The sequence below is a fragment of the Pseudolabrys sp. genome (assembly GCF_035943735.1).
Lineage (GTDB): Bacteria > Pseudomonadota > Alphaproteobacteria > Rhizobiales > Xanthobacteraceae > Pseudolabrys.
Window position 1 is genome coordinate 93,615 of sequence record NZ_DASZBV010000018.1, and the last position, 23,309, is coordinate 116,923.

At 65.4% G+C, this 23,309-nt stretch carries 21 protein-coding genes; 7 read left to right on the forward strand and 14 right to left on the reverse strand.

The features are described from left to right. Positions 1-367 precede the first annotated feature (367 nt). The 4 genes from VGV41_RS12650 to dctP form a co-directional block, all read right to left on the reverse strand. A complete protein-coding gene (locus VGV41_RS12650) occupies positions 368-1,723 on the reverse strand; it encodes a malonyl-CoA decarboxylase (protein ID WP_326864194.1) in 1,356 nt (451 codons plus the stop codon). Between the two features lie 37 nt (positions 1,724-1,760). Further along, positions 1,761-3,077 carry a TRAP transporter large permease gene (locus VGV41_RS12655; protein ID WP_326864195.1) on the reverse strand — a complete coding sequence of 439 codons (1,317 nt, stop codon included), beginning with the start codon at positions 3,075-3,077 and terminating at the stop codon, positions 1,761-1,763. Then, positions 3,074-3,640 (reverse strand): TRAP transporter small permease, encoded by a 567-nt coding sequence (locus VGV41_RS12660; protein ID WP_326864196.1) that lies wholly within the window; start codon positions 3,638-3,640, stop codon positions 3,074-3,076. Before VGV41_RS12660 ends, VGV41_RS12655 begins: the two co-directional genes overlap by 4 nt. Positions 3,641-3,768: 128 nt before the next feature. Then, positions 3,769-4,761, reverse strand: coding sequence for a TRAP transporter substrate-binding protein DctP (gene dctP / locus VGV41_RS12665; RefSeq protein ID WP_326864197.1), 993 nt, complete (start codon positions 4,759-4,761; stop codon positions 3,769-3,771). Between the two features lie 259 nt (positions 4,762-5,020). Between dctP and VGV41_RS12670 the strand changes: the two genes are divergently transcribed. Both VGV41_RS12670 and VGV41_RS12675 read left to right on the forward strand, forming a co-directional pair. Beyond that, positions 5,021-6,193, forward strand: a complete 1,173-nt coding sequence (locus VGV41_RS12670; protein ID WP_326864198.1) for a CaiB/BaiF CoA-transferase family protein — start codon at positions 5,021-5,023, stop codon at positions 6,191-6,193. After that, on the forward strand, positions 6,190-6,726 hold the full coding sequence (locus tag VGV41_RS12675) for a hypothetical protein (RefSeq protein WP_326864199.1): 537 nt from the start codon (positions 6,190-6,192) through the stop codon (positions 6,724-6,726). Before VGV41_RS12670 ends, VGV41_RS12675 begins: the two co-directional genes overlap by 4 nt. Positions 6,727-6,833: 107 nt before the next feature. On the opposite strand, the gene VGV41_RS12680 is transcribed toward VGV41_RS12675, so the two are convergent. From VGV41_RS12680 to VGV41_RS12695, 4 genes are all read right to left on the reverse strand, one after another. Further along, positions 6,834-8,525 carry a thiamine pyrophosphate-binding protein gene (locus VGV41_RS12680; RefSeq protein ID WP_326864200.1) on the reverse strand — a complete coding sequence of 564 codons (1,692 nt, stop codon included), beginning with the start codon at positions 8,523-8,525 and terminating at the stop codon, positions 6,834-6,836. Between the two features lie 151 nt (positions 8,526-8,676). After that, positions 8,677-9,075 carry a peptide-methionine (R)-S-oxide reductase MsrB gene (gene msrB, locus VGV41_RS12685; RefSeq protein ID WP_326864201.1) on the reverse strand — a complete coding sequence of 133 codons (399 nt, stop codon included), beginning with the start codon at positions 9,073-9,075 and terminating at the stop codon, positions 8,677-8,679. A gap of 97 nt (positions 9,076-9,172) precedes the next feature. Further along, positions 9,173-10,147 carry a cyclase family protein gene (locus VGV41_RS12690; RefSeq protein ID WP_326864202.1) on the reverse strand — a complete coding sequence of 325 codons (975 nt, stop codon included), beginning with the start codon at positions 10,145-10,147 and terminating at the stop codon, positions 9,173-9,175. Between the two features lie 26 nt (positions 10,148-10,173). Further along, a complete protein-coding gene (locus VGV41_RS12695) occupies positions 10,174-10,860 on the reverse strand; it encodes a TetR/AcrR family transcriptional regulator (RefSeq protein WP_326864203.1) in 687 nt (228 codons plus the stop codon). A gap of 80 nt (positions 10,861-10,940) precedes the next feature. On the opposite strand from VGV41_RS12695, the gene VGV41_RS12700 reads away from it, so the two are divergent. The 3 genes from VGV41_RS12700 to VGV41_RS12710 all read left to right on the forward strand — a co-directional run bounded on the left by VGV41_RS12700 (position 10,941) and on the right by VGV41_RS12710 (position 14,198). Further along, positions 10,941-11,822 (forward strand): 3-keto-5-aminohexanoate cleavage protein, encoded by an 882-nt coding sequence (locus tag VGV41_RS12700; RefSeq protein WP_326864204.1) that lies wholly within the window; start codon positions 10,941-10,943, stop codon positions 11,820-11,822. A 71-nt stretch (positions 11,823-11,893) separates the two neighbouring features. Beyond that, positions 11,894-12,868, forward strand: a complete 975-nt coding sequence (locus VGV41_RS12705; protein WP_326864205.1) for a tripartite tricarboxylate transporter substrate binding protein — start codon at positions 11,894-11,896, stop codon at positions 12,866-12,868. Between the two features lie 160 nt (positions 12,869-13,028). Continuing rightward, on the forward strand, positions 13,029-14,198 hold the full coding sequence (locus VGV41_RS12710; protein WP_326864206.1) for an enolase C-terminal domain-like protein: 1,170 nt from the start codon (positions 13,029-13,031) through the stop codon (positions 14,196-14,198). A 10-nt stretch (positions 14,199-14,208) separates the two neighbouring features. Here VGV41_RS12710 and VGV41_RS12715 read toward each other — a convergent pair whose 3' ends face one another. The 3 genes from VGV41_RS12715 to VGV41_RS12725 form a co-directional block, all read right to left on the reverse strand. Further along, positions 14,209-15,183, reverse strand: coding sequence for a tripartite tricarboxylate transporter substrate binding protein (locus tag VGV41_RS12715; protein ID WP_326864207.1), 975 nt, complete (start codon positions 15,181-15,183; stop codon positions 14,209-14,211). 144 nt (positions 15,184-15,327) lie between these two features. After that, positions 15,328-16,863, reverse strand: coding sequence for a tripartite tricarboxylate transporter permease (locus tag VGV41_RS12720; RefSeq protein ID WP_326864208.1), 1,536 nt, complete (start codon positions 16,861-16,863; stop codon positions 15,328-15,330). Further along, positions 16,860-17,318, reverse strand: coding sequence for a tripartite tricarboxylate transporter TctB family protein (locus VGV41_RS12725; protein ID WP_326864209.1), 459 nt, complete (start codon positions 17,316-17,318; stop codon positions 16,860-16,862). The genes VGV41_RS12720 and VGV41_RS12725 overlap by 4 nt, the downstream gene beginning before the upstream one ends. 500 nt (positions 17,319-17,818) lie before the next feature. Between VGV41_RS12725 and VGV41_RS12730 the strand changes: the two genes are divergently transcribed. Next, positions 17,819-18,259: a hypothetical protein gene (locus tag VGV41_RS12730; protein WP_326864210.1), complete on the forward strand. Its 441-nt coding sequence runs from the start codon at positions 17,819-17,821 to the stop codon at positions 18,257-18,259. Between the two features lie 8 nt (positions 18,260-18,267). On the opposite strand, the gene VGV41_RS12735 is transcribed toward VGV41_RS12730, so the two are convergent. Next, a complete protein-coding gene (locus VGV41_RS12735; protein ID WP_326864211.1) occupies positions 18,268-18,459 on the reverse strand; it encodes a hypothetical protein in 192 nt (63 codons plus the stop codon). Between the two features lie 280 nt (positions 18,460-18,739). On the opposite strand from VGV41_RS12735, the gene VGV41_RS12740 reads away from it, so the two are divergent. After that, entirely contained in the window at positions 18,740-19,693 is a 954-nt protein-coding gene (locus tag VGV41_RS12740; protein WP_326864212.1) for a dihydrodipicolinate synthase family protein, read from the forward strand. Positions 19,694-19,732: 39 nt separating this feature from the next. Here the strand turns inward: VGV41_RS12740 and VGV41_RS12745 are convergent, their stop codons facing one another. Together VGV41_RS12745 and VGV41_RS12750 are read right to left on the reverse strand one after the other, a co-directional pair. Then, on the reverse strand, positions 19,733-20,422 hold the full coding sequence (locus VGV41_RS12745) for an outer membrane protein (RefSeq protein ID WP_326864213.1): 690 nt from the start codon (positions 20,420-20,422) through the stop codon (positions 19,733-19,735). Positions 20,423-20,629: 207 nt separating this feature from the next. After that, positions 20,630-23,095, reverse strand: a complete 2,466-nt coding sequence (locus tag VGV41_RS12750) for a PAS domain-containing protein (protein WP_326864235.1) — start codon at positions 23,093-23,095, stop codon at positions 20,630-20,632. Between the last annotated feature and the right edge of the window lie 214 nt (positions 23,096-23,309).

The window sequence follows — 23,309 nt, forward strand, 5'->3', positions numbered from 1 at the left end:
AGCCTTGTACCGCATGTCTCTCTCGAAACATGCGGGCGCCTCTCGGCGCGCCACGGCGGTGTCAGTACGGCGCACGGGCCACGCTTTCGAGAACGTGGACCAGCCACGCCTGTCAGCCAGCTCCTGGCGGCAGGTCCTAGTGCCTGCGAGTGGAGCCCCGTCGCCGCCCGGGGATTCGACATGCGTATTGCCGAACCCGCGGGCACCGCATCCGCTCCCGTCAATCGAGACGCCTCGCGACGACGCCCCCGGCTGAAGCGGACGGTGGGATCATACGCCAGCGGATAGGACCGGTCAATAGTCCTAATTAAAAGAATCTATGCTGCGCCGCGTTCTATCCCTCGCCTGCAAGAGGAGGGATAAACAGCTAGCCCGCCACCGGCACCAGCTCGACGGTGCGCAGATGGCGCTGGACGGACGACGAGGCGACCACGGTGCGGTTCTCCGCAAAGGCCTCGTGGTTCTTCTCGATGTCGTCGAGATCATAGAGATAGTTCACCATCAGGCCGTGCGCCTGCTTGATCGCCCGCTCCGAGGTGTCGCCCAGAAAGTCGAGCCGCTCGAGGCGCGCGCCGTTGCCGAGGTGGAAGCGCGCCACCGAGTCGGCCGGCAGGCCGCGGCGGTTCTTGGCGCGCAGGAAATACCAGGCGGCGGCGCGCAAGAGTGGCTCGCGCAGCGGCTCGGACGTCGTCTCGTTGCGCCACCAGTCGGCCGTGTCGAGACCGGCCAAGGCGGCCTTGTCGTCGGGCGAGAGCACGATCGAGTTGTCGTCGGCGCGCTCGCGCGCGAGCCACGACGCGAAATTCGGCACCGGCGACAGCGTCACGAAGGTGGTGAGCTTCGGCAGGTCGCGGCAAAGATCCTCGACCACCTGCTTGATCAGGAAGCTGCCGAACGAGACACCGGCCAACCCGCGCTGGCAGTTGGAGATCGAGTAGAACACCGCCGTGCGCGCACGCTCGAGCTCGGTACGTTCGCGCTCCGGCGCGAGGATCGGCGCGATGGCGCCGGGGATGTCGCGGTTGAATGCAATCTCGACGAAGATCAGCGGATCGTCGACCAAAGCCGGATGGAAGAAGGCGTAGCAGCGGCGATCCGGCGGATCGATGCGGCGGCGCAGGTCGTCCCAGTCGTGGATCGCGTGCACCGCCTCGTAGCGGATGATCTTCTCCAGCACGATCGCCGGCGTCGACCAGTCGATGCGGCGCAGGACGAGGAAGCCGCGGTTGAACCAGGACGAGAACAGATGCACGAAGTCCTCGTCGACCGCGGCGAGGTCGTCGCGGTGGCCGAGCGCGTCCATCAGTTGCTCGCGCATGCGCACCAAAGCCGTGGTGCCGCCGGGGGCGAGGTTGAGCCGGCGGAACAGCTCCTGCCGGCGCGGCTCGGAGGCGGCGTGCACCTCGCGCGCGGCCGCATCGCTCGGCGCCTCGCGCCAGGCGGCGACCGCCTTCTCCATGCGCTCACGGTCGGTACCGAAGCGCTGCGCCAGCGCCTCGAAGAAAGCAACGCGGGGACCGGTGCGCAATTCGGCGTAGCGGCCGAGGATCTCCCGCGCCAAGGCGACGCCGGACGCTTCGCCGCGGCCGGAGAGAAGGTCCTCGCACAGCTCGATCAGGCTTTCCGAGCGGAGCGGATCCTGCCCGCGTTTCTCGCGCGACAGCAGCGCGCGACCCCGGTCGGAGATCGTCTGCAGCAGTTCGCCGAAGAACGACGTGTTCATCAAGGTCTCCGCGGCCGCGTCCGGGGCCGCGGCGGTATCATTTGCCGACGCCCATCAGATGGTTGGGCAGCCATGTGGCGATCTCCGGAAAGAAGCACAAGATCACGATCGCCAACATCATACATAGGACGTAAGGGATCGTCCCCCACATCACCTTCACCAGCGGCACGTCCGGCGCGATGGCGTTGACGATGTAGATGTTCAGCCCGACCGGCGGGTGGATGAGGCCGATCTCCATGTTGATCGTGAGGATGACGCCGAACCACACCGGATCGAAGCCGGCCGCCGTGATGATCGGCAGCAGGATCGGCGAGGTCATCAGGATGATCGCCGCCGGCGGGATGAAGAAGCCGGATACCAGCAGGAACATGTTGATGAGGAACATCAACACCCACTTGTTGGCGTGCATGTCGGCGATGCCCTGCGCCAAGGTCTGCGTCAGGTAGAGCGACGTCAGCATGTAGCCGAACAGCACGGCGGCGGCGATGATGGTCAGGATCATCACCGACTCGCGCATCGTGTCGCGCAGGATCGCCCAGATCTGCGCCGGGCTCCACAGCCGATAGATGAGGATGGCGAGGATCAGGCAGAGCGCGGCGCCGACGCCGGCCGCTTCCGACGGCGTCGCGACGCCGCCGTAGAGCGAATACATCACGCCGAAGATGATGACGAGAAACGGCGCGATCTTCGGGATGGACGTAAATTTTTCCTTCCACGAATAGCGGAAGTCGATCGCGTGCGAGTGGAAGCCGCGCTTCCAGATGATGAAGATCGTCCACGCCATGAACAGGCCGGTGAGCATCAGGCCCGGCAACACGCCGGCGATGAACAGGCGGCCGATCGAGGTCTCGGTGGCGATGCCGTAGAGGATGAAGGTGACCGACGGCGGGATGAGGATGCCGAGCGTGCCGCCGGCGCAGATCGAGCCGCAGGCGACGTCGTCGGGGTAGCCGCGACGGCGCATCTCCGGAATGCCCATCTTGCCGATGGCGGCGCAGCAGGCCGGCGATGAGCCGGTCAGCGCCGCGAAGATGGCGCAGGCACCGATGTTGGAGATGACGAGGCCGCCGGGCAGGCGATAGAGCCAGCGGTCGAGCGCCTCGTATAAATCCTTGCCGGCGGGCGACGAGCCGATGGCCGCGCCCATCATCACGAACATCGGGATGGCGACGAGCGTGAAGTCGTCGAGGCCGGACCAGAAGGTCTCGGCGACGACATGGAAGCTGTCGAAGCCCTGGAAGATCAGAAGAAAGATGATCGAGACGGCGCCGAGGCCGAAGGCCACGGGAATGCCGGACACCAGCATCGCCAAAGTCGCGACGAGAACGAGGCCGCCTTCCTGGGTCGGGCTCATGGTGCGTCTCCCAGCGCGGCCTGCGCCTGCTCACGCGCGAAACGCTCGGCGTCGGCCGCCGGCGCGAGGCCGAACGGATGCGCGCGGCCGGTCACCAGCGCGAGGAATTCGGCAATGTACTGCAGCACCAGGAGGCCGAGGCCGACCGGCATCGAGAGATAGGGAATCCACAGGCGCGCGCGCCAGACGGTGTTCGATTTCCAGCCTTCCGAATAGGCCTGAAACCAGTACTGCGTGCACACCACCCACAGCACGACGCAGAAGGCGATCGCCAGCACGGCGGTCGAGACGGCGAGCCAGTAGCGCGTGCGCGGACCGGCATGCAGCGGCAGGATCTCGACGTTGACGTGGCCGCGCGTCATCAGCACGTACGAACTGCCGACGAAGGTGGCGCCGACGATGGCGTAGGTGACCACGTCGATCTGCCAGATGGTCGTCAAATTGAAAATATAGCGCTCGATGACCATGTCGCAGATGACGAGCACGGCGCCGCCGATCAGGAAGGCGGCGGCGACTCCTGCGACGCGCGACAGGAACGCCGTCGTCCGAATGTAAGTGTCCATGAATCCCTCGAAGCCGAGCCGGCGCGGCCGGTCTCCCCGTCGCGGCGCCGCCCCCCGGCCTTGCGCGACGTTTGAATATGCGCCGGCCGGCGGGCACAAAACCCGCCGGCCGAACGTCGTCCCGTGACTTATTTAACCGACAGCGCCTCGTCGATCAGCTTCTGGCCGTTCGGCACGTCCTTTTCGTACAGCTTGTAGGACGTCTTCTTGGCGAGCGCGATCCACGCGTCATAATCGGCATCCGAGAGCGTCACCACCTTCACCTTGTGGTCCTCGAATTCCTTGATCGTCTTCTGGTTCTCCGCGTCGGCCCGCTTCTCGTACATGGCCTGCGCGTCCTTGCCGGCCTTGATGATGGCGTCCTGCTGCTGCTTGTTGAGACGGGCGAAGGTCTTCTTCGACATCAGCACCGGCTCGTACATGAACCACAGCGCGTTGTTGCCCGGCGCGGTGAGGCAGTCGGTGACCTCGTAGAGGCGGGTCGAGCCGAACGTGCCGAGGCTGGTATCGGTGCCGGCGACGATGCCGGTCTGGAAGGCGTTGTAGACTTCGTTCGACGGCGGCGACACGATCGAGGCGCCGGCCGCTTCCCACATCGCCGCGAAGGTCGGACCGGCGGCGCGGAATTTCATGCCCTTCAGGTCATCCGGCTTGAGGATGCACTTGCCCTTCGCCGCCATGCCGCCGGCGAACCAGGCGTCGGACAGGACCATGACGCCGCGCTTCTCGATCTCGGCGCGGATCTGCTGCATGAACGGCGAAGCGTTGATGCGCTTGGCGCGGTCCTGGTTGCGGATGAGGCCGGGCATCAGGGTCGCCGAGAAGACGGGCGCCTTGCCGCTGGCATAGTCGAGCGGGAACAGCGTGATGTCGAGCTGGCCGTTGACCATGGCGTTCCACTGGTCGTTCGGCTTGAACAGCGAGGCGCCGGGATAGACCTGGATGGTCAGGCCGACATTGGCGGCGGCCGCTTCCTTGGCGATCATCTGCACCATGTCGTCGCGGATGTCGCCCTTGCCGCCGGGGAATTGATGCGAGGCGCGCAAGGTCATTTGCGCCTGCGCCGTGGTCGACAGCAGCAGCGCCGCGGCCGCGGTCGCCAGCAATGTTCTGATTCTCATGTTTCCTCCTCCGTGGTTCTTCTTGTCAGCGGATCGCCGCCGTTCGTAAACCGGCTGGTGCGATGGCCGAGAACGTAAATTAGAAGCCGCCCCGACCCAGACTAGCGGGCGCGGTGCCGTTGCACCATAGGAAAACCTCGAATTGTGCCGCAACCCTATGGCGGGATGAACGATTCCGGCTCTGGCCAGCCCGGAGCGATGGCCCTATAACCGCGCCCGCAAGGCCATTATTCGGGTCGTCTCAGGGAGCTTTTCCATCATGCCGAAGCCGTTGGCGGGTCTCCGCGTTCTCGAACTCGCCCGCATCCTCGCCGGCCCCTGGGCCGGGCAGATGCTCGCCGACCTCGGCGCCGACGTGATCAAGGTCGAGCGCAAGGGCGCCGGCGACGACACCCGCGGCTGGGGCCCGCCCTTCGTCGAAGGCGTCGACGGCAAGCCGATCGGCTCGGCCTATTTCCACTCCGCCAATCGCGGCAAGCGCTCGATCGAGCTCGACTTCGAGAGCGATGAAGGCCGCCGCCTGGTGCGCAAGCTCGCTGCCAAGTCCGACGTGCTGATCGAGAACTTCAAGGTCGGCGGGCTCGCCAAGTTCGGCCTCGACTACAAGAGCCTCAAGGACGAATGCCCGCGGCTGATCTACTGCTCGGTCACCGGCTTCGGCCAGGACGGGCCTTACGCCAAGCGCGCCGGCTACGACCTGATGGCGCAGGGCATGGGCGGCGTCATGGACCTCACCGGCACGCCGGACGGCGAGCCGACGCGCATCGGCATCCCGATGTCGGACATCTTCACCGGCTGCTATTCGGTGGTCGGCATCCTCGCGGCGCTGCAAGAGCGCCACCGCACCGGCAAGGGCGCCTATGTCGACACGGCTTTGGTCGATTCCACCGTCGGCGTGCTGTCGAACCAGGCGCTCAACTATCTCGTCTCCGGCAAGGTGCCGAAGCGCGTCGGCAACGCGCACGCCAATATCGTGCCGTACCAGGTGTTCCCGACCGCCGACGGCTACGCCATCGTCGCCACCGGCAACGACACGCAGTACGTCAAGTTCTGCAACGTGCTCGGCGCGCCGGAACTGGCGCAGAATCCGGCGTACAAGGACAATGTCGGCCGCCTCACCCACCGCGACGAGCTGATCGGCAAATTGTCGGCGCTGACCGCCAAGATCAAGCGCGACGACCTGCTGGCCAAGCTCGAGGCGCAGGGCGTTCCGGCTGGCCCGATCAACAATGTCGAGCAGGTGTTCGAGGACCCGCAGGTCATCGCCCGCGGCATGAAGCTCGATCTGCCGAGCAAGGCGGCGAAAAAGGGCTCGATCCCGGGCGTGCGCACGCCGATCGTCATCGACGGCTGGCGCGCGGCGAGCGAGAACCCGGCGCCGCTGCTCGGCCAGCACACCGACGAGATCCTGAAGGAGATCGGCGAGGCGTGATCAGGCCGCGAACCATCGCGTTCGTGCTTATGGCCGTGGCGGCCTCACCGGCCGTCGCCGCCGACGATCTCTACACGCGCTTCTTCGCCGGCGTCGACGGCGGCAAGCCCTGCTATGTGCGGGTTTACGATGACGCGCATCTGAGGGCGCATCCGAAGCAGACGGTGCGGCGCATTTTCGTTGACTTCGAGGTCGACAGGCGTTCGGACCAGTCGCGCAAGAACGGCGCCGACGATTTCGAGGCCGGCATCAGCTTTATGCTCAAGCGTTCGTCGGAATGGTACGGCCAGGCGCTGTCATGCAAGACCGCGCGCGACCATTTCGAATGCTATCTCGAGGCCGACGGCGGCACCTTCACGCTGACGCCGCGCGGCAACATGCTACGGCTCGCGGTGACCGGCGGTGCCGGCTCCGACATCCACACGGAAGGCGAGAAGGACTTCGGCACGTTCGGCGCGCCGGGCAGCGACGACCGCGTCTTTCTCCTGCCGCGCGGCGACCGCAAGATCTGCGACGCCGCGTTCCCGAAGTAGGGCTCGCGCGAGACACCCGGCGGATCAGCTCATCTCCGTTCATTCCCGCGCAAGCGGGAATCCGGCGCCGGGTCCCCGCTTTCGCGGGGACGAACGGAGTAGAACCCCTACGCCACCGCGGTCGGGGCCAGTGCCTCGATGTCGGTGGCGACGTCGATGACGGCCGGCCGGCCTGACGCAATCGCTTTGGCCAGCGCTGGACCGATCTCCGACGGCTTCTCGACGCGGATGCCGAGCGCGCCGATGTCCTCGGCGATCTTCGCAAAGTTCATCGGTTTGTAGGTCCACAGTTCGCGCGAGCGGTTGTTGCCCTCGCCGCCGTAGACGCGATCGAAACCGCGCTTCGACTGGTTGCCGCCACCGTTGTTGTTGACGAGCGTCACCGACGGAATGTTCCAGCGCACCTGCGTCTCAAGCTCGCCGATGTGATACCAGAAGCCGGCGTCGCCGGTGAACACGACCACGGGCCGCTCCGGGCACGCCGCTTTCGCGCCGATGCCGGCGCAGAACGCCCAGCCGAGATGGCCGGCGCTGCGGATGTAGCTTTGCGTGTCCTTGCGCAGGTCGTACATGCCGCCCATCCACATGCCGGCGTGGCCGGTGTCGACGATGACGATGGCATCGTCGGGCACGTGCTGCGACAACTCGTGGCAGATGCGCGCCGGATTGATCGGCACCGCGTCCGACTCGAGCATCGGCTTGTACTTGGCGTACCATTCGCTCTTGAGCGCGCCGATTTCCTTCACCCACGCCGCACGCTTGCCGGCGCTGCCCTTGTCGGCCTGCGCCAGCATCGCCGCCAGCACCGCCTTGGCATCGCCGAGCACGCTCGCTTGCAATGGGTAATTGCGGCCGAGCGATTCCGGCTCGATGTCGATCTGGATCGCCGGCGTGCCGATCTTCGGCACCGCCCAGAAATGCGTTGTCATGCCGCCGGTCTCGCTGCCGATGAAGCAGACGAGATCGGCGCGGTTGACGGCCTTGTTGGCGCTCTCGCGCGAATAAGAACCGACGACGCCGACCGACAGCGGATGCACGCCGGGGATGGTGTCCTTGCCGTTGAGCGAGGTGGCGACCGGGATCTGCAGCGCCTCGGCCAAGGCGACAAGCTCGCGTCCGGCGCCGGACGCGCGCACGCCGCCGCCGGCGACGAAGATCGGCCGCTCCGCCTTCTGCAACAGCGCCAGCGCCGCCTTGACGTGCTCGGCCTCCGGTTGCGGCCGGAACGGCGGCACATGCGAGAACTGCGTCTCGACCAAGGCCTCCATCTCGCCTTCCTCGGCGTCAACCTGGCCCTCGTTGCCGCGGAATTGCAGATGCACCGGACCCGGCGCACCCGTCGTCGCAACACGGAAGGCCTGGCGGAGCATGTCCGGCGCGCGGGTGACGTCGTCGATGGTGGCGTTGAACTTGGTCACCGGCTCGAAGGCCGGGATGTCGTCAATCTCCTGATAGACCTTGCGGAACTTGGTCTTCGGATCGCGGCCGCCGGTGATGGCGATGACCGGCGAATGCGCCAGATACGCGTCACGCAGGCCGGCGGCGAGGTTGAGCGCGCCGATCACCTGCGCCATGCAGACGCCGGGCTTGCCCGAAGCGCGCGCATAACCGTCGGCCATGTAGGCGGCGGATTTCTCGCCGTGGCAGTGGATGCGCGCGATCGACGTGCGCCGTTCCATCTCGGCGAAGGTGCGACGCAGCACCGCCGGCACCATGAAGACATGGCTGACGCCGTAGCCGGCGAGCATGTCGGCGATCACTTCCGCGCCGAGACGTTTGGTGTTGTGGCCGATGGTCATTGACGTTTGCCTCTCCCCTTTTCCCGGGCGCGGCGCAGCGCGCCAGCGGTGCGCTGCCAGACCCGGGATCGTTGTGTGCTGTTGGATGTGTGGCGGTCCCGGATCTGCGGCGCGGCACTGACGTGCCGCACCGCGTCCGGGACAAGATGCCTCACTTCGGCTCGAACTTGAGCGCGACGCCGTTGATGCAGTAGCGCAGGCCGGTCGGCGGCGGGCCGTCCTCGAAGACGTGGCCGAGATGGCTGCCGCAGCGGCTGCAATGCACCTCGTCGCGCATCATGCCGTGACTGGTGTCGGTGTCGCTCTCGACCGCGCCGGGCAGCGGATCGTTGAAGCTCGGCCAGCCGGTGCCGCTCTCGAACTTCAGCGTCGATTCGAACAGCGGCTGGTCGCAGGCGGCGCAGCGGAAGGCTCCGGCGCGCTTCTCGTGCAGCAGCGCGCAGGAGCCCGGCATCTCGGTGCCGTGCTGACGCATGATGGTGAACTGCTCGGGCGTGAGCAGGCTTTTCCATTCGGCGTCGGTGTGGGTGACGGGATATTGCTTGGCCATTGATGCACCTTTCCACTTTTCCCGGTTCAGGAGGAACCGGGGTCCCGGATCAGCGGGGCACCACTTCGTGCTGCACCGCGTCCGGGACACGACCTCCTCATTTAATCGCCAGCGGGTTCACCGGCGAGCCCACCGCGCCGGTAATCGGGATGGCCGGCGCGACGAACAGGAACTCGTAGACCTTGTCCGCCGCGCAGTCGTCCGCCAATTCCTTGAGCTCGAAGATCTCGCCCATGGTCATGCCCATGATCGGGATGGTGATCCAGTGCCACGGCTGGTTGATATTCTCGCCCTCGGCGACCGGGTTCGGCCGCACCTCGCAACCCCAGGTGTCCGAGGCGAGCGCGGCGAGCTCGGTCTCCTTGACGAAGTCGAGCGTCTCGAAGCCGAAGCCGGGCGCGTCGCCGCCGGGATAGCCGTCCCACGAGCCCGCCTTCTGGCAGCGCTCCATCATGCCGGTGCGCACGATGACGTAATCGCCGCGCTTGAGCTCGACCTTCTGCTTCTTCGCCGTGCCGTAGAGGTCTTCGTTGGTGATGCCGTAGCCGTCCTCGAGCGAGTCGACGCCCTTGTAGCGGGCGACGTCGAGCAGCACGCCGCGGCCGACCATCTTGTTCTTGGTCTTCTCGATGCCGCACTTCTGCGCGCCGGCTGAGGTGACCTCGCGGCAGTCGTAGCCGTTCCACATGTGGTCTTCATAGAAGACGTGGCCGAGGCCGTCCCACTGCGTGCCGCACTGGAGCGGCATGACCACCATGTCGTCCGCGGCGCGGATGCCGCGCTTGTCGAGCACTCCGGAATAGGCGTCAGTGCCGGTGCGCAGCATGGTGTGGATGGGATTGGTGCGGCCCATCGACGGATACTTGCTCTTGGCGCCCTGCGGCCCGAGATGATCGAAGTTGAGCGCGAGCGAGATCACCTTGCCTTTCTTGACGAGGCGCGTCGCCGCGACGATGTCTTCGGCGCTGGTGTAGTTGAGTGTGCCGATCTCGTCGTCCGGACCCCATTTGCCCCAGTTCTTGTATTTCTCGGCCGCCTCTTTCATGTCCTGGCGCGTGAGCTTGCGGGCCATTCTCGTTTCCTTCCGATGTTTCGCGTTCAAGCCACTGGCGCGGAGCGGAAGCCCGCGGCCAGAAACGGAATCATGTGATGCAACGCCTTCTTGACGTTGCCTGGATCGATGCGGCCCTTGGTCAGCGCCTGAATGCGGCCGGAATCGGCCATCGTGTAGAACATGGCGCCGAGCATGAAATGGAAGCGCCATTCGACCTCGGCGCGCGGCAATTCCGGCAGCGCCGCGGCGATGGCATCGATGAAGGCGCGGCTCGAGGCGTCGAAGGCTTTCGACAGGATCTTGCGCGACAAAGCCTCGGGCTCGGTGGCGAGCCGCGCGCGCAGCTTGATGAAGGCCGGATTGCCGGGATGCGCCTCGGTGCCGAGCCCGAGCGCCGGCCGCAGGAAGGCGTCGAGAATGTCTTCGAGCGTCGGCTTGGCAGCGCGCTCGTGGCATTCCTGCAGCAAGCGCAATCGTTCCTGCGCGATCGGCGCGGCGCGTTGCGCGAACAGCGCTTCGAGGAGGCCGTCCTTGGAGCCGAAATGATAAGCGATGGAGGCGAGGTTGACCTTCGCGTCCGCCGAGATGGCGCGCAGGCCGACACCGGACATGCCATGCGTCGCAAACAGGCGCTCGGCGACTTCGAGGATGCGATCGCGCACCGGCTGCGCCTTCACACGCGGCGCTGCGAGCACTTTCGGTCGCGGTCTGGTTACGCTGACGGCACCCACGCTTGACTCGTCTCCGGCGGTCGGCGCAATGTAAACAGTCGTTTGTTTACTGAGTCAATCGTCCGCGTTGAAAGCGTTCTATGGCCCCGCCGAAAAAGACCATCCTCACCGTCGCCGTCACCGGCAACCTCACCACCGTGCAGCAGAACCCGGCGCTGCCCTGCACGCCGGAGCAGATTGCCAATGCCGCGCTCGAGTCGGCCAAGGCCGGCGCCGCCGTCGCGCACATCCACGTGCGCCATCCCGACGGCCGGCCGAGCACCGAACTCGCGCATTATCGCGAGGTGGTCGAGCGCATCCGCGACAAGAATTCCGAGCTGATCCTCAACCTGACCACCGGCCCCGGCGGCCGCTTCGTGCCGAGCAAGGACGATCCGAAGATCGCCGGCCCCGGCACCAATGCGATGCATCCCTTGAAGCGCGTCGAGCACATCGTCGCGCTCAAGCCCGACATCGCCACGCTCGACCTCAACACGATGTGGTCCGGCTCGGCCGCGGTGATCAACCCGCCCGACAATGTCACCATCATGGCGAACGAAATCCAGAACGCCGGCTCCAAGCCGGAGCTGGAGGTGTTCGATTCCGGCGACATCCAGTTGGCGCACGCGCTGCTCGACCAGGGCGTGCTCAGGCGCCCGCCGCTGTTCCAGATCGTCATGGGCGTGCGCTACGGCTTCATCTCGACGCCGCAGACCTTGATGTACGCACAGTCGCTGCTGCCGCAGGACGCCATGTGGGCGGCCTTCGCCATCGGCCGCTGGGAATTCCCGATGCTCACGACCGCATGGTTTCTCGGCGGCCACGTACGCGTCGGCATGGAGGACAACGTCTACCTCAGCAAAGGCAAGCTGACGCCGAGCAACGCCGCTTTGTGCGAGAAGGCGGTGCGCATTCTCGACGATCTCGGCGCCGAGCTCGCCAGCGCCAGGGAGGCTCGACAAATCCTCGGCCTGCGCGCCTGATAGTGGCCGACGACAAGGGGACAAGCCGGCTCACATGCAAGGGCCGGCATAACATGTGGAGGAACGAACCGATGAAGATGCTTCGTATTCTGGCGGCCGCGACGGCGCTCTGCGCCATGATCGGTCTGACGCCGGCGTCTGCCGCCGGCTATCCCGATCATCCGGTGAAGGTGGTGGTACCGTTCGCCGCTGGCGGCCCGACCGACGTGATGGCGCGGCTGATCGCGCAGAAGATGTCGGAGGACCTCAAGCAGCAGTTCTATGTCGAGAACCGCCCCGGCGCCGGCGGCAATATCGGCATGGCGGAAGTAGCACGCGCAACGCCCGACGGCTACACGATCCTGGTCGCGAGCTCGAGCTTCGTGGTCAATCCGAGCCTCTACGTGCACGCGCCCTACGACCCATTCAAGGATTTCGCGCCGATCACATTGGCCGCCGCGTCGCCGAACATCCTGGTGGTGAATGCCAGCTTCCCGGCGAAGTCGGTGAAGGAGCTGATCGACGTCCTCAGGAAGAATCCGGGCAAGTACACCATCGCCAATCCCGGTATCGGCACGACGCCGCAGCTCGCCGCCGAACTGTTCAAGCTCGAATTGAAACTCGACGCCACCAGCGTGCCGTTCGGCGGCGCGGCGCCGGCCATCCAGTCGGCGATCGCCGGCCACACCCCGATCGCGTTTTCCGCCCTGCCGCCGACCTCGCCGCAGGTGAAGGCCGGCGCGCTGCGCGGCCTCGCCGTGACGTCGGCCAAGCGCTCGGCGGCGCTGCCCGACGTGCCGACTCTGGAAGAAGCTGGCATCAAGTCGCAGCAGTCCGAGACGATGCAGGGCGTGCTGGCGCCGGCCAAGACGCCGAAGGAGGTCGTTGCGCTTCTGCAAAAGGAGATCGTCAAGGTGATGGCGATGCCGGACGTGAAGGCGAAGTGCGCGCAGCTCGGCTTCGATCCGGTCGCCGACACGACGGAAGAGTTCAACGCCTACATCAAGAAAGAAGTCGACAAGTGGGGCAAGGTGATCAAGGACGCCAAGATCCCGCAGATCAAGTAAAAGCTTCCCTCTCCCCGTTCTTACGGGGAGAGGGTGGCGAGCATCAGCGAGCCGGGTGAGGGGCGCGAAACGTCACTTGTCCCTCACCCGCCCTCGCTCGCTACGCTCCGCTCGGGCACCCTCTCCCCGCTTCGCGGGGCGAGGGATAAAAAGTGACCCCATGCGCATCGTCGACATCCGCGAGACCGCGATTCCGCTGAAATCCAAGCTCGCCAATTCGAGCTTCGACTTCAGCGAAATGACCACCTCGGTGGTCGCCGTCATCACCGACGTGATCCGCAACGGCAGACCGGTGTGCGGCTTCGCCTTCAACTCAACCGGCCGCTATGCCTGCGGCGCGCAGATGCGCGCCCGCTTCATCCCGCGCATTCTCGCAGCAGCGCCCGACACGCTGCTCGACGCGCGCGGCGATAATCTCGATCCCGAAAAAATCCTCGCAGTGATGCTCAAGCGCGAGAAGGCCGGCGCGCATTCCGAGCGCTCGATCGCCATCGGCACGATCGAGGTAGCGCTATGGGATGCGGTCGCCAAGATCGCCGACAAGCCGCTGCACGCCGTGCTGGCGGAACGCTTCAACGGCGGCAGGATCGCCGACGGCGTGTTCTGCTATGTCGGCGGCGGCTGGTACTGGCCGGGCCAGACGATCAAGGACCTGCAGGACGAGATGCGGCGGCATCTCGATGCCGGCTACCGAATGGTCAAGATGAAGGTCGGCGGCCTGCCGCTCGAGGAAGACCTGCGCCGGCTGGAGGCCGTGCTCGACGTCGTCGGCTCGGGCGACCGGCTTGCCGTCGACGCCAACGCCAAATTCGAGCGTGACGAGGCGCTGCGCTACGCCAAGGCGCTGGCGCCGTTCGGGCTGCGCTGGTTCGAGGAACCTTGCGACCCGCTCGACTACGCGCTGTTCGCCGAACTGGCGAGTGTCTACGCGCCGCCGCTCGCCACCGGCGAGAACCTCTACGCGACGCAGGACGTCGAGAACCTGGTGCGCTTCGGCGGCTGGCGCGCCGGGACCGACATCATCCAGATCGACCCGCCGCAGGCCTACGGCATCGTGCAATACGCCCGCACGCTCGCCATGCTGGAGCGGCACGGCTGGCCGCGCAGCGCCCTGTTCCCGCACGGCGGCAACCAGATGTCGCTCGCCATCGCCGCCGGCTTCGGGCTTGGCGGCGCGGAGTCGTACCCGGGCGTGTTCGGCGATTTCGGCGGCTTCGCCGATGACGCCCGCCTCACGAACGGCCGCCTCACCCTCTCCGACCGGCCCGGCATCGGCTTCGAGGGTCAGACGGCGCTCTACCGCATCATGCGCGAACTGGCCGGGCTCTAGACGGCGCGCGCTACTTGATCTGCACGCCGCTCGCCTGGATCGGCCCTCTCCATTTGACGATCTCGCTCTTGACGAAGCCGGCGAGATAGTCCGGCGTCGCCTGGTCGTCGGGCACGATCTGCGCGCCGAAGCCGGCCAGGCGCTCGCGCACCGCCGGCGTGTGCATCGCCGCCAGCACGGCCTCGTTGAGCTTCTTGACGATCGCCGGCGGCGCGCCCTTGGGCAGGAACACCGCGTTCCAGGTATAGGCCTGCGCGTCGAACCCCTGCTCCAGCGCGGTCGGCACGTTGGGCAGTGCCGGCGAACGCGTCTTGGCCAGGATCGCCAGTCCCTTCACCTGCCCGGCGTCGATATGCGGCTTCACCGTGCTCATGATCTCGCATTCGAAGTCGAGCCGGCCGGCCATCACGTCCTGCATCGCCGGACCGCCGCCCTTGTAGGGAACGTGCGTGATGTGCGTGCCCATCGCCATGTTCATCACGACGCAGCCGAGATGCGAGGCGGAGCCGGCGCCGCCGGAGCCGAACGACATCTTCGCTTCGTTGGCCTTGGCGTAGGCGACGAACTCCTTGAGGTTGTTCACCGGCAGGCTGTTGCGCGCGATAAGCACGATCGGCACCTCGGCGATCAGCGCCACCGGCGTGAAGTCGGTCGACGCGTTGTAGGCCGGGCGCGCGTAGAGCGACTGGTTCTGCGCGTGCGTACCGACGGTGCCGATGCCGAAGGTGTAGCCGTCCGGCTTGGCCTCGGCGACACGCTTGGAGCCGGTCATGCCGCCGGCGCCGCCGACGTTCTCGACGATGACGTTCTGCTTGAGGATTTCGCCCATGCGCTGGGCGATGACGCGGCCGAGCACGTCGGTCGGCCCGCCCGCGGCGAACGGAATGATCATGGTCATCGGACGCGAGGGGAAATCCTGCGCGCTCGCCGTGCCGGTGAGCGCCAGCAGCAACGCCAGCGCCAAGCCGTATCGTTTTCTTGTCATCGGTTTGTCCTCCCCATTTGGCAGCGGACTATGCCCGCTTCGGCGAGGACGCAACAAGCCCGCCGGCGATGCCGCATGGCGACCCAAAAAGAAAACGCCAGGCACGAGGCCTGGCGTTTGTTGGTGTCGGTGCCGGAAGGCGCGCTATTCGGCGCCTTCGAAGGCCGCGGGTATGACCGTGTCCCCCGGCTTCTTCGGCCGCAGGCGCACATAGACCTGCAGGCCGATCAGCAGCACGCACATGGCGATGAACACCGCCGAGATCGGCCGCTCGATGAACACCATGATGTCGCCGCGCGAGATCAGCATGGCGCGCCGGAAGTTCTCCTCGAAGCGTGGTCCCAGCACGAAGCCGAGCAGGATCGGCGCCGGATGGAAGCCCAGGCGGAGCAGGACGTAGCCGACGAAGCCGATGACCGCCATCTCGCCAACCTGGAACATGTCGTTGTTGGCGGCATAGACGCCGATGCACGCAAAGAACATCGCGCTCGGATAGAGGTACTTGTACGGGATCGTCAGCAGCTTCACCCAAACGCCGATCAGCGGCACGTTGAGCACGACCAGCATGATGTTGCCGATCCAGAAGCTGGCGACGAGACCCCAGAAGATATCCGGATGCTCCTTGATGAGCTGCGGACCGGGCACGATGCCCTGGATCATCAGCGCGCCGAGCAGCAGCGCCATGACGGCGTCGCCGGGAATGCCGAGGCTCATCGTCGGGATGAAGTCGCCCTGGATCGACGAGTGCGTCGCCGCCTCGGGGCAGACCACACCCTCGATCATGCCGGTGCCGAACTTCTCCGGCGTCTTCGAGAGCTTCTTTTCGGTCGCGTAAGCGACGAACGAGGCGATGGTCGGACCGGTGCCCGGGATCAGGGAGCACAGGCTGCCAACCAGCGTTCCACGGAACATCGGCCCGATCGTGCGCCGCCACTCTTCACGCGAGGGCCGCATGTCCTTGAGCGTGACCTTGGCGTACTTGGCGTTGACGGTCGAGACCTGGTTCACGCTGTTCATGAACTCGCCGATTCCGAACAGGCCCAGCGCCAGCGCGATCAGTTCGATGCCATCGTCGAGATGGGTCATGGCGAACGTGAAGCGCTCCGACCCCGTTTCGATGTCGGTGCCGACAATACCGAGCATCAGGCCGAGCACGGTCATCGCCACGCCCTTCACCGGCGAACCGCGCGCCAATGTCGAACCGGCCAACAGGCCGAGCAACATCAGCGAACAGATTTCGGCCGGCCCGAACTCCATCGCCACTCGCACCAGTACGGGGGCGAGGAAAATCATTTCCGTGATGCCCCACGAGGCGCCGACGAACGACGCGAACACGGTCGCGCCAAGCGCGGCGCCGCCGCGGCCGGCCTTTGTCATCGGGAAGCCGTCCAGACATGTTACGGCGTGCGGTGGATGACATGGCAGGTTGAGCAGGATCGAGCAGATCGCGCCGCCGTACTGCGCGCCATACATCACGCCCGCGAGCATCAGGATGGCGCCGACCGGCTTGATGCCAAAGGTCAGCGGCAACAGGATCGAGATGGTGGCGAGCGGGCCCATGCCCGGCAGCACGCCGACCATGTTGCCGACGAGCACGCCGATGAAGCACCACATGACGTTGTGCGGCTCGAGCGCGACGCCGAAACCGTACCAGAGATCCGTTAGGGCGGTTGATATCACAGGCCCCTCCACGTGAAGACCGGCATCGGGATTTGCAGGATGTAGGAGAACAGCGCGACACCGAACACGGTGACGACCGACGACAGGACGAGCGAATTCTTCAGCTTCGCATCACGGTCGCCCATCGAGGCAACGAAGACGCAGGCGAAAGTGCCCGGCGCCATGCCGAAGTAGTTGCCGAACAGCATGAAGGCGAGAGGCGAACAGAGAATGCAGGCCCACGCCAGCCATTCGCGGTTCTCGGGAAGGATATCCTCGTCCTCGCCGTCGGCCGTCGTCAGCGAGCCGGCGGCGATGGCAACGCCCAGGGCGATCAGCAGGACGCCGAGCGCCGTGGGCAGAAAGCCCGGGCCCATGTGCATCAGGGTTCCGAGCCGATAACTCGGTCCCTTCAAGGACATAAGGAGCCCGAACAGGATCATCAGCCCGCCAGCGTAAAAGTCGCGTTTACGCACGAGCCGGTGGACCAGCCCCGCAGGGCCGTGCTGGTGGTGGGTGCTCAGGGCACTTCCTCCGGTGTTCTTATGGAAAGCATAACCGTTCCCTACGAGCATTAAATGCCCTCCGAGGGACAATCAATCCCTGATTCGGACGCGGCATTTTGGCACTTGCCTTTTTTCGAGAAACCAAAGGCGTACCAATAGGTCAGGTACCCTGCCTCAGACTAACGCACAGGTCGTATTCTACGACCCGGGCGTCGTTATCCGGTCGAATATGCACGCCGCCGCCATCTGGCCGCGCGATCTTGAACGCCGTGCCGGCCCACTTCTCTACCGTATAGGCGGCGGTTGCCCGCTACGGCGCCCAATTCAGCCCCACGGAAAAATAGCATCAGGCAGCGCGCAGCCGACGCTACACATCATCGCGCGAGGCTGCGACGTCCGTCGCGCGGCATCGCTGCTAGCGGTCGCGCGACGTTGCGCTATTGTGCGGCCGATCCGTTCGGAATCGCCCCATGGACACCGAGGCGCTGCGTCGCCTGCACTACATCACGGCCATCGCCTGCGGCGTGTTCGCGGCGCTGGCGCTGCACATCGTGCTGACGGTGCTCGGCTTCGGCCTCGACCGCATCCTGCGCGACGCGGCCGGCGTGCACGTGCAGTTCGACACCGCGCTGGCCTGGTGGGGAATCGCCGCGGCGGGCTTCGTCGGCGGCTGGGGAACGAGCGCCTATCTCATCGCCGCGGCGCGCGAGCGCAGCTTCGTCTACAAGCTGGCGCAACGTTTTCTCATTGCGCTGGTGTTCGCGGTGGCGACCGCCGGCGGCGTGATGAGCAAGACCGGCGCAGGCAGCGGCACGCCGGACGTCATCGCCGGCCTGGCCGTGCTGCTCGTCGGACTGATCACCGCCTATTGCGGGGCAAGACTGGCCTATCTCAACGCCGAGCAGGTGTAGCGCGCGCGTCAATGGCTCGTGTGCATCTCGCCGAGCTCGACATAGACCGCGCTGCCGCTGTCGCAGCGATGCCCCTGCCCCGCCTCCAGAAGCGCCTGCGCTTCCTCGGCGCTCGTCGCGTCGACGCACCATTCCTCGGTGCGCGTGACGATCATCGTGGCGTGAAAGGTCTGGAACTTCTTCTTCGCGCGTTGGGCCATGGCGTCCTCGCTTACGGGCGCGGAGTGAATCGGCGAATCACGAGAAATGTTCCCATGCGGCGCCGGGCGCGTCTTCCCCCGATCGGCGGCAACGCATGCGCGACGCGGCCGGGCGCTCGCACAGGCAGCTAACACATTGTTCGTACAGTCGATTTCTTCGCACTGCGCGCGCCACCGCGGCATTCGCCGCCTTGCACGGAGTGCGTTAAGCTGGCGCTCGACACGTCAGGACGGCGACCGCCGCGACACGAGCGGCCGCGACGAGCAGGGAGACGGAGCGATGACGACATTCAAGAACTATAGTCCCGCGGGCGTCATTCCTGCTTGCATCCTGCCCTTCCACGACGATCTCAGCCTCGACCTGAAATCCTTCGCCAAGCACCTTAACGATGTCGCCGCGGTCGACGGGCTGTCGGCGATCACCATCAATGCGCATTCGACCGAGGTCGGCTCGTGCACGGCCGACGAGCAGCGCGCGGTGATGGATGCGGCGGCCGATGCGATCGGCGACAGGCTGCCGCTGGTACACGGCATCTATGCCGAGGGCAGTCTCGAGGCGGCGCGGCTTGCGCGGCAGGCGACCGCCGGCGGCGCGTCGGCGCTGCTGGTGTTTCCGCCGGGACCGTTCACGCTCGGGCAGAACGCGGAGATGGCGATCGCGCATTTCAAGCACATCGCCGACGCCACCGACCTGCCGCTGATCGCCTTCCAGTACCCGCTCGCCGGCGGGCAAGGCTATCCGCGCGACACGCTGATGCGCCTGCTCGATGCGGTGCCATCGATCCGGGCCATCAAGGACTGGTCCAACAATGTGCCGCAGCACGAGCGCCACATCGTCGAATTGCAGAACCGGCCGCGGCCGGTGAACGTGCTGACGACGCACAGCTCGTGGCTGTTCTCGTCGCTGGTGCTCGGCTGCAACGGCCTGCTGTCCGGCGCCGGCAGCGTCATCGCCGATCTGCAGTCGGAGCTGTTCAAGGCGGTGCAGGCGAACGATCTCGCGCTCGCCCGCGCGGTGAACGAGCGCATCCGGCCGATGGCGCAGGCGTTCTACGCCGATCCATTCGTCGACATGCACAACCGCATGAAGGAAGCGCTGGTGCTGCTCGGCCGCATCCCGCGCGCGGTGGTGCGGCCGCCGCTCGTCAAGCTGCAGCGCACGGAAGTGGCGCGCATCGCCGCCGCGCTGGAATCGGCCGGGCTCATCAAGGCCGGAGCATCCCGCGCGGCGTGAGCGGCGCCGCGGAATCTCGCGACTGCTCGGCTGGCGCAACTACCAATGATAATTGATGCCGGCGCGCACGATGTCGTCCTTGGCCGGCGTCGATATCGGTGTGTTGCTGGCGGCGCCCATGAACGCCGCGGTGCCGAGATCGAGATGCAGGAATTCGAGCTTGGCGCTCCAGCGCGGCGAAATTGAATATTCGACGCCTGCGCCAGCCGTCCAGCCGAGCCGCGTGGTCGAGGCCGCGCCGCCCGGCTGGCTCAATTTGACATCACCATAGGCCGCGCCGCCGGTGACGTAAGGCAGCCAGGAGCCGAACGCGTAGCCGACGCGGCCGCGCGTCGTGCCGAGCCAGCTTTGGCTCGTCTTGCATTGGCCACCGCCGTCAGTGGCGCAGACGCCGCCATCGCTCTTGCTGCCGGATAAATTCGTCCAGTCCAGATCCGACTCCAGCCCCAATACGAACGGGCCGGTTTGCCAGTTGTAGCCAACCTGCCCGCCCGCGACGCCGCCGGACAGACCGAAGCGCCGCAGGTCGGGATCGATGGCCGGATCGCTCCAGTTCGAGCGGCCCCATCCGTAACCGCCGTTGATACCGACATACCAGCCGGACCAGGTGAACGGGACCGGGGCCACGCGCGCCGGCGCGGCTGTCGCATTGAGATCCGCGGCCTGCACGCCCGCGGAACTCGCGAGGACCGTGACCAGGCCGATCAAGCAGGCATATTGCCGACGCATACAATCCATCCCAAACGACGTGGGGGCGCTTCATCGCCGCTCTTCGCGGCCGAAGATTGGCGTAATCCGGGCGGCGGCCAATCGGTTCCGCGGATCCGGTCATAATCGCCGTGCGCGCTGCACATTGCGGGCGCGGGTCGATCGCGCTCGGCAAAGAGCTTGGAGCCGGCGAGCGCGGACGTCCGCTAGGGCCAGAATCGGACACCGTTAGCCATCGATCATCTCGCGGACCTTGTTTCCTAAGGCCGCCATCACAAACGGCTTGGTGATCACCTGCATGCCGGGTTCGAGCAGGCCATTTCCGACAGCGGCATTTTCCGCAAAACCGGTCACGAACAGGACCTTCAGGTCCGGACGCGCCGTGCGCGCGGTATCGGCCAATTGCCGACCATTCATTCCTCCCGGCAGTCCGACGTCTGTCACAAGGAGGTCGATGCGAGCGTCCGACTGCAAGATTTTCAGGCCGGTCGGTCCGTCGGCGGCCTGGATTACGACATAGCCAGCTTCCTCCAACACCTCGACTATCAGCATCCTTACCGTCACATCGTCATCGATAACGACGACTGTCTCGCCGTGACCGAGATCCGCGACAGAAGATAGACCGGGCAAGTCGGCATCGTCCTTGCCGCCAACGAACCGTGGAAGGTAGAGGCACATGGTCGTGCCTTTTCCGACTTCGGAATAGATCCGAACTTGGCCGCCGGACTGGCGGACAAAGCCGTGGATCATGGAGAGGCCAAGGCCGGTTCCCTGGCCGAGCGGCTTGGTCGTGAAGAAGGGATCGAAGGCGTGCGCGATGACGTCCGGCGTCATCCCGGTGCCGGTATCGGTGACGCACAGCGAGACATACTGGCCGGGTGGCACCTCGCGCTCGCGCGCCGCCCGCTCATCAAGCCATTTGTTGGCGGTCTCAATCGTGATGCGGCCACCCTTTGGCATCGCGTCGCGGGCATTAATGCAAAGATTGAGCAGCGCGCTTTCAAGTTGCGATTGGTCGATCTTGGTAATCCAAATTCCGCCGGCACCAACGACTTCCACGGTGTTACCTGGTCCGACCGTACGGCGGATCAGGTCTTCCATGCCGCCGATCAATCGGTTTATGTCCGTCGATTTCGGATCGAGCGTTTGGCGGCGTGAAAAGGCCAGCAGCCGCTGAGTCAATGCAGCCGCGCGCCGAGCGGAGCCTTGCGCAGCAGCAATGTAACGCTCGACGCCACCGAGACGCCCTTGTGCGATCCGCTTTTCCAGAAGCTCGAGGCTTCCGCTGATGCCGTGCAAGAGGTTGTTGAAATCGTGCGCGATCCCGCCGGTGAGTTGGCCAATGGCTTCCATCTTCTGCGATTGCCGCAATGCCTCCTGTGCGGAGGCGAGATCGGCCTCGGCGGCCTTTTCTTCGGTGATATCGCGGCCGCTGCAATAAACCATGCCGTCTTCTGGAACGCCTACCCAGGAAATCCACCGGTAGCTGCCATCCTTGCAACGGTAGCGATTTGGAAAACGGATTGCAGGTTGGCCTTTCTGAGTCAGCTCAAATCCTGCGCGGGTGCGCTCGACGTCCTCGGGGTGCAGCATTTCGAAGATCGACATGCTTGCGACTTCGTCTTCCGACCATCCAAGTACGGTCCTCCACGCTGGATTGGAGGTTTCGAAATAGCCTTCAGAATTCAGCGCGCCCAACAGATCGGGGCTGACCTGCCAGGTCAGGCCTCGGGCCTGCGTGCGCTGGATAACCTGGCGCTCCAGGTCCGCATTGAGTTCGAGAAGGCGCGCTTGGCTTTTGCGTAATGCAGCGTTTGCGCGGTGGGCTTCGGTGACCTCGAATCCGGCGACAAATATACCAGAGACCTCGCCGCTTTCATCGCGGATCGGCTCATAGACAAAGTCGATGTATTGAACCTGATCACTGCCCTGCAGCCGTAATTCCATCGCGCGAGTAACGACCCGTTTCCCGCTCGTATAAACCTGATCGAGAAGTTCGAAGTAGCCTTGTCCCTCAAGCTCCGGAAGCACCTCGCGGACAGTGCGGCCAATAAGCCCTGTGCGACGGCCCGAAATTTTGTGGTAGGCGTCGTTTACATATTCGTAGACGTGCCGAGGTCCGGACAGCACACAGATGAAGCCGGGCATCTGGCCGAACAACTGCCGCTGTCGTCCTTGCTCGGCCGCAATGCGGCGGTCGCTCCGGACACGGTCAGTCGTCTCGACGACGATTGCGATAACCCCGCCCGGATCACCGCTTTCATCTCGGACGGGAGAATAATCGAGATTCATCCATACTTGCTCTGGGACACCGTTCCGAACGAGCATCAGTTCTTGATCGCGATACGAAAGCGTCCCGCCGGCGAGGCCGACCTTCATGACATGATCGTTGAAGTCGGCGACCTCAGGCCATCCTTCTCGCACCTTGCTGCCGAGCAATCTGGGATGTCGCGCGCCGGCAAACCGGGAATAAGCATCGTTGTAGATCATGATGCCGTCTTGGCCCCATAGCATCACCATCGGGACCGGAGATTCGAGAAGCAAACCGGCGGCGGTCCTGAGACTCTGCGGCCAGGTTTCGAGAGGCCCTATCGCGGTGGATGCCCAGTCATGCGCGCGGATCAATGCTCCGGTTTCGCCGCCCCCCTCGAGAAAGCGTGCTGACCCCGCGGATTGCGCTGATGTCGGCGGCAGGGGCCGTACTCCTCAGGAGGCCGAGATCAAGTTGATATGGCCTTAAAAGACGTCGTTAGGCATCTCGGTCAAGACCGCTCGTCAGAGGCAATATCCAGGGGACTGCCGGAGTTCCACGCGCGTTGAGCCGGGCACAGCGAGTCAACGATAGTCGCTTCCCCTCCGCATATTATCTTCTCCAGCGAGTGCCTTGATAAGAGCTATGCCTCCACCA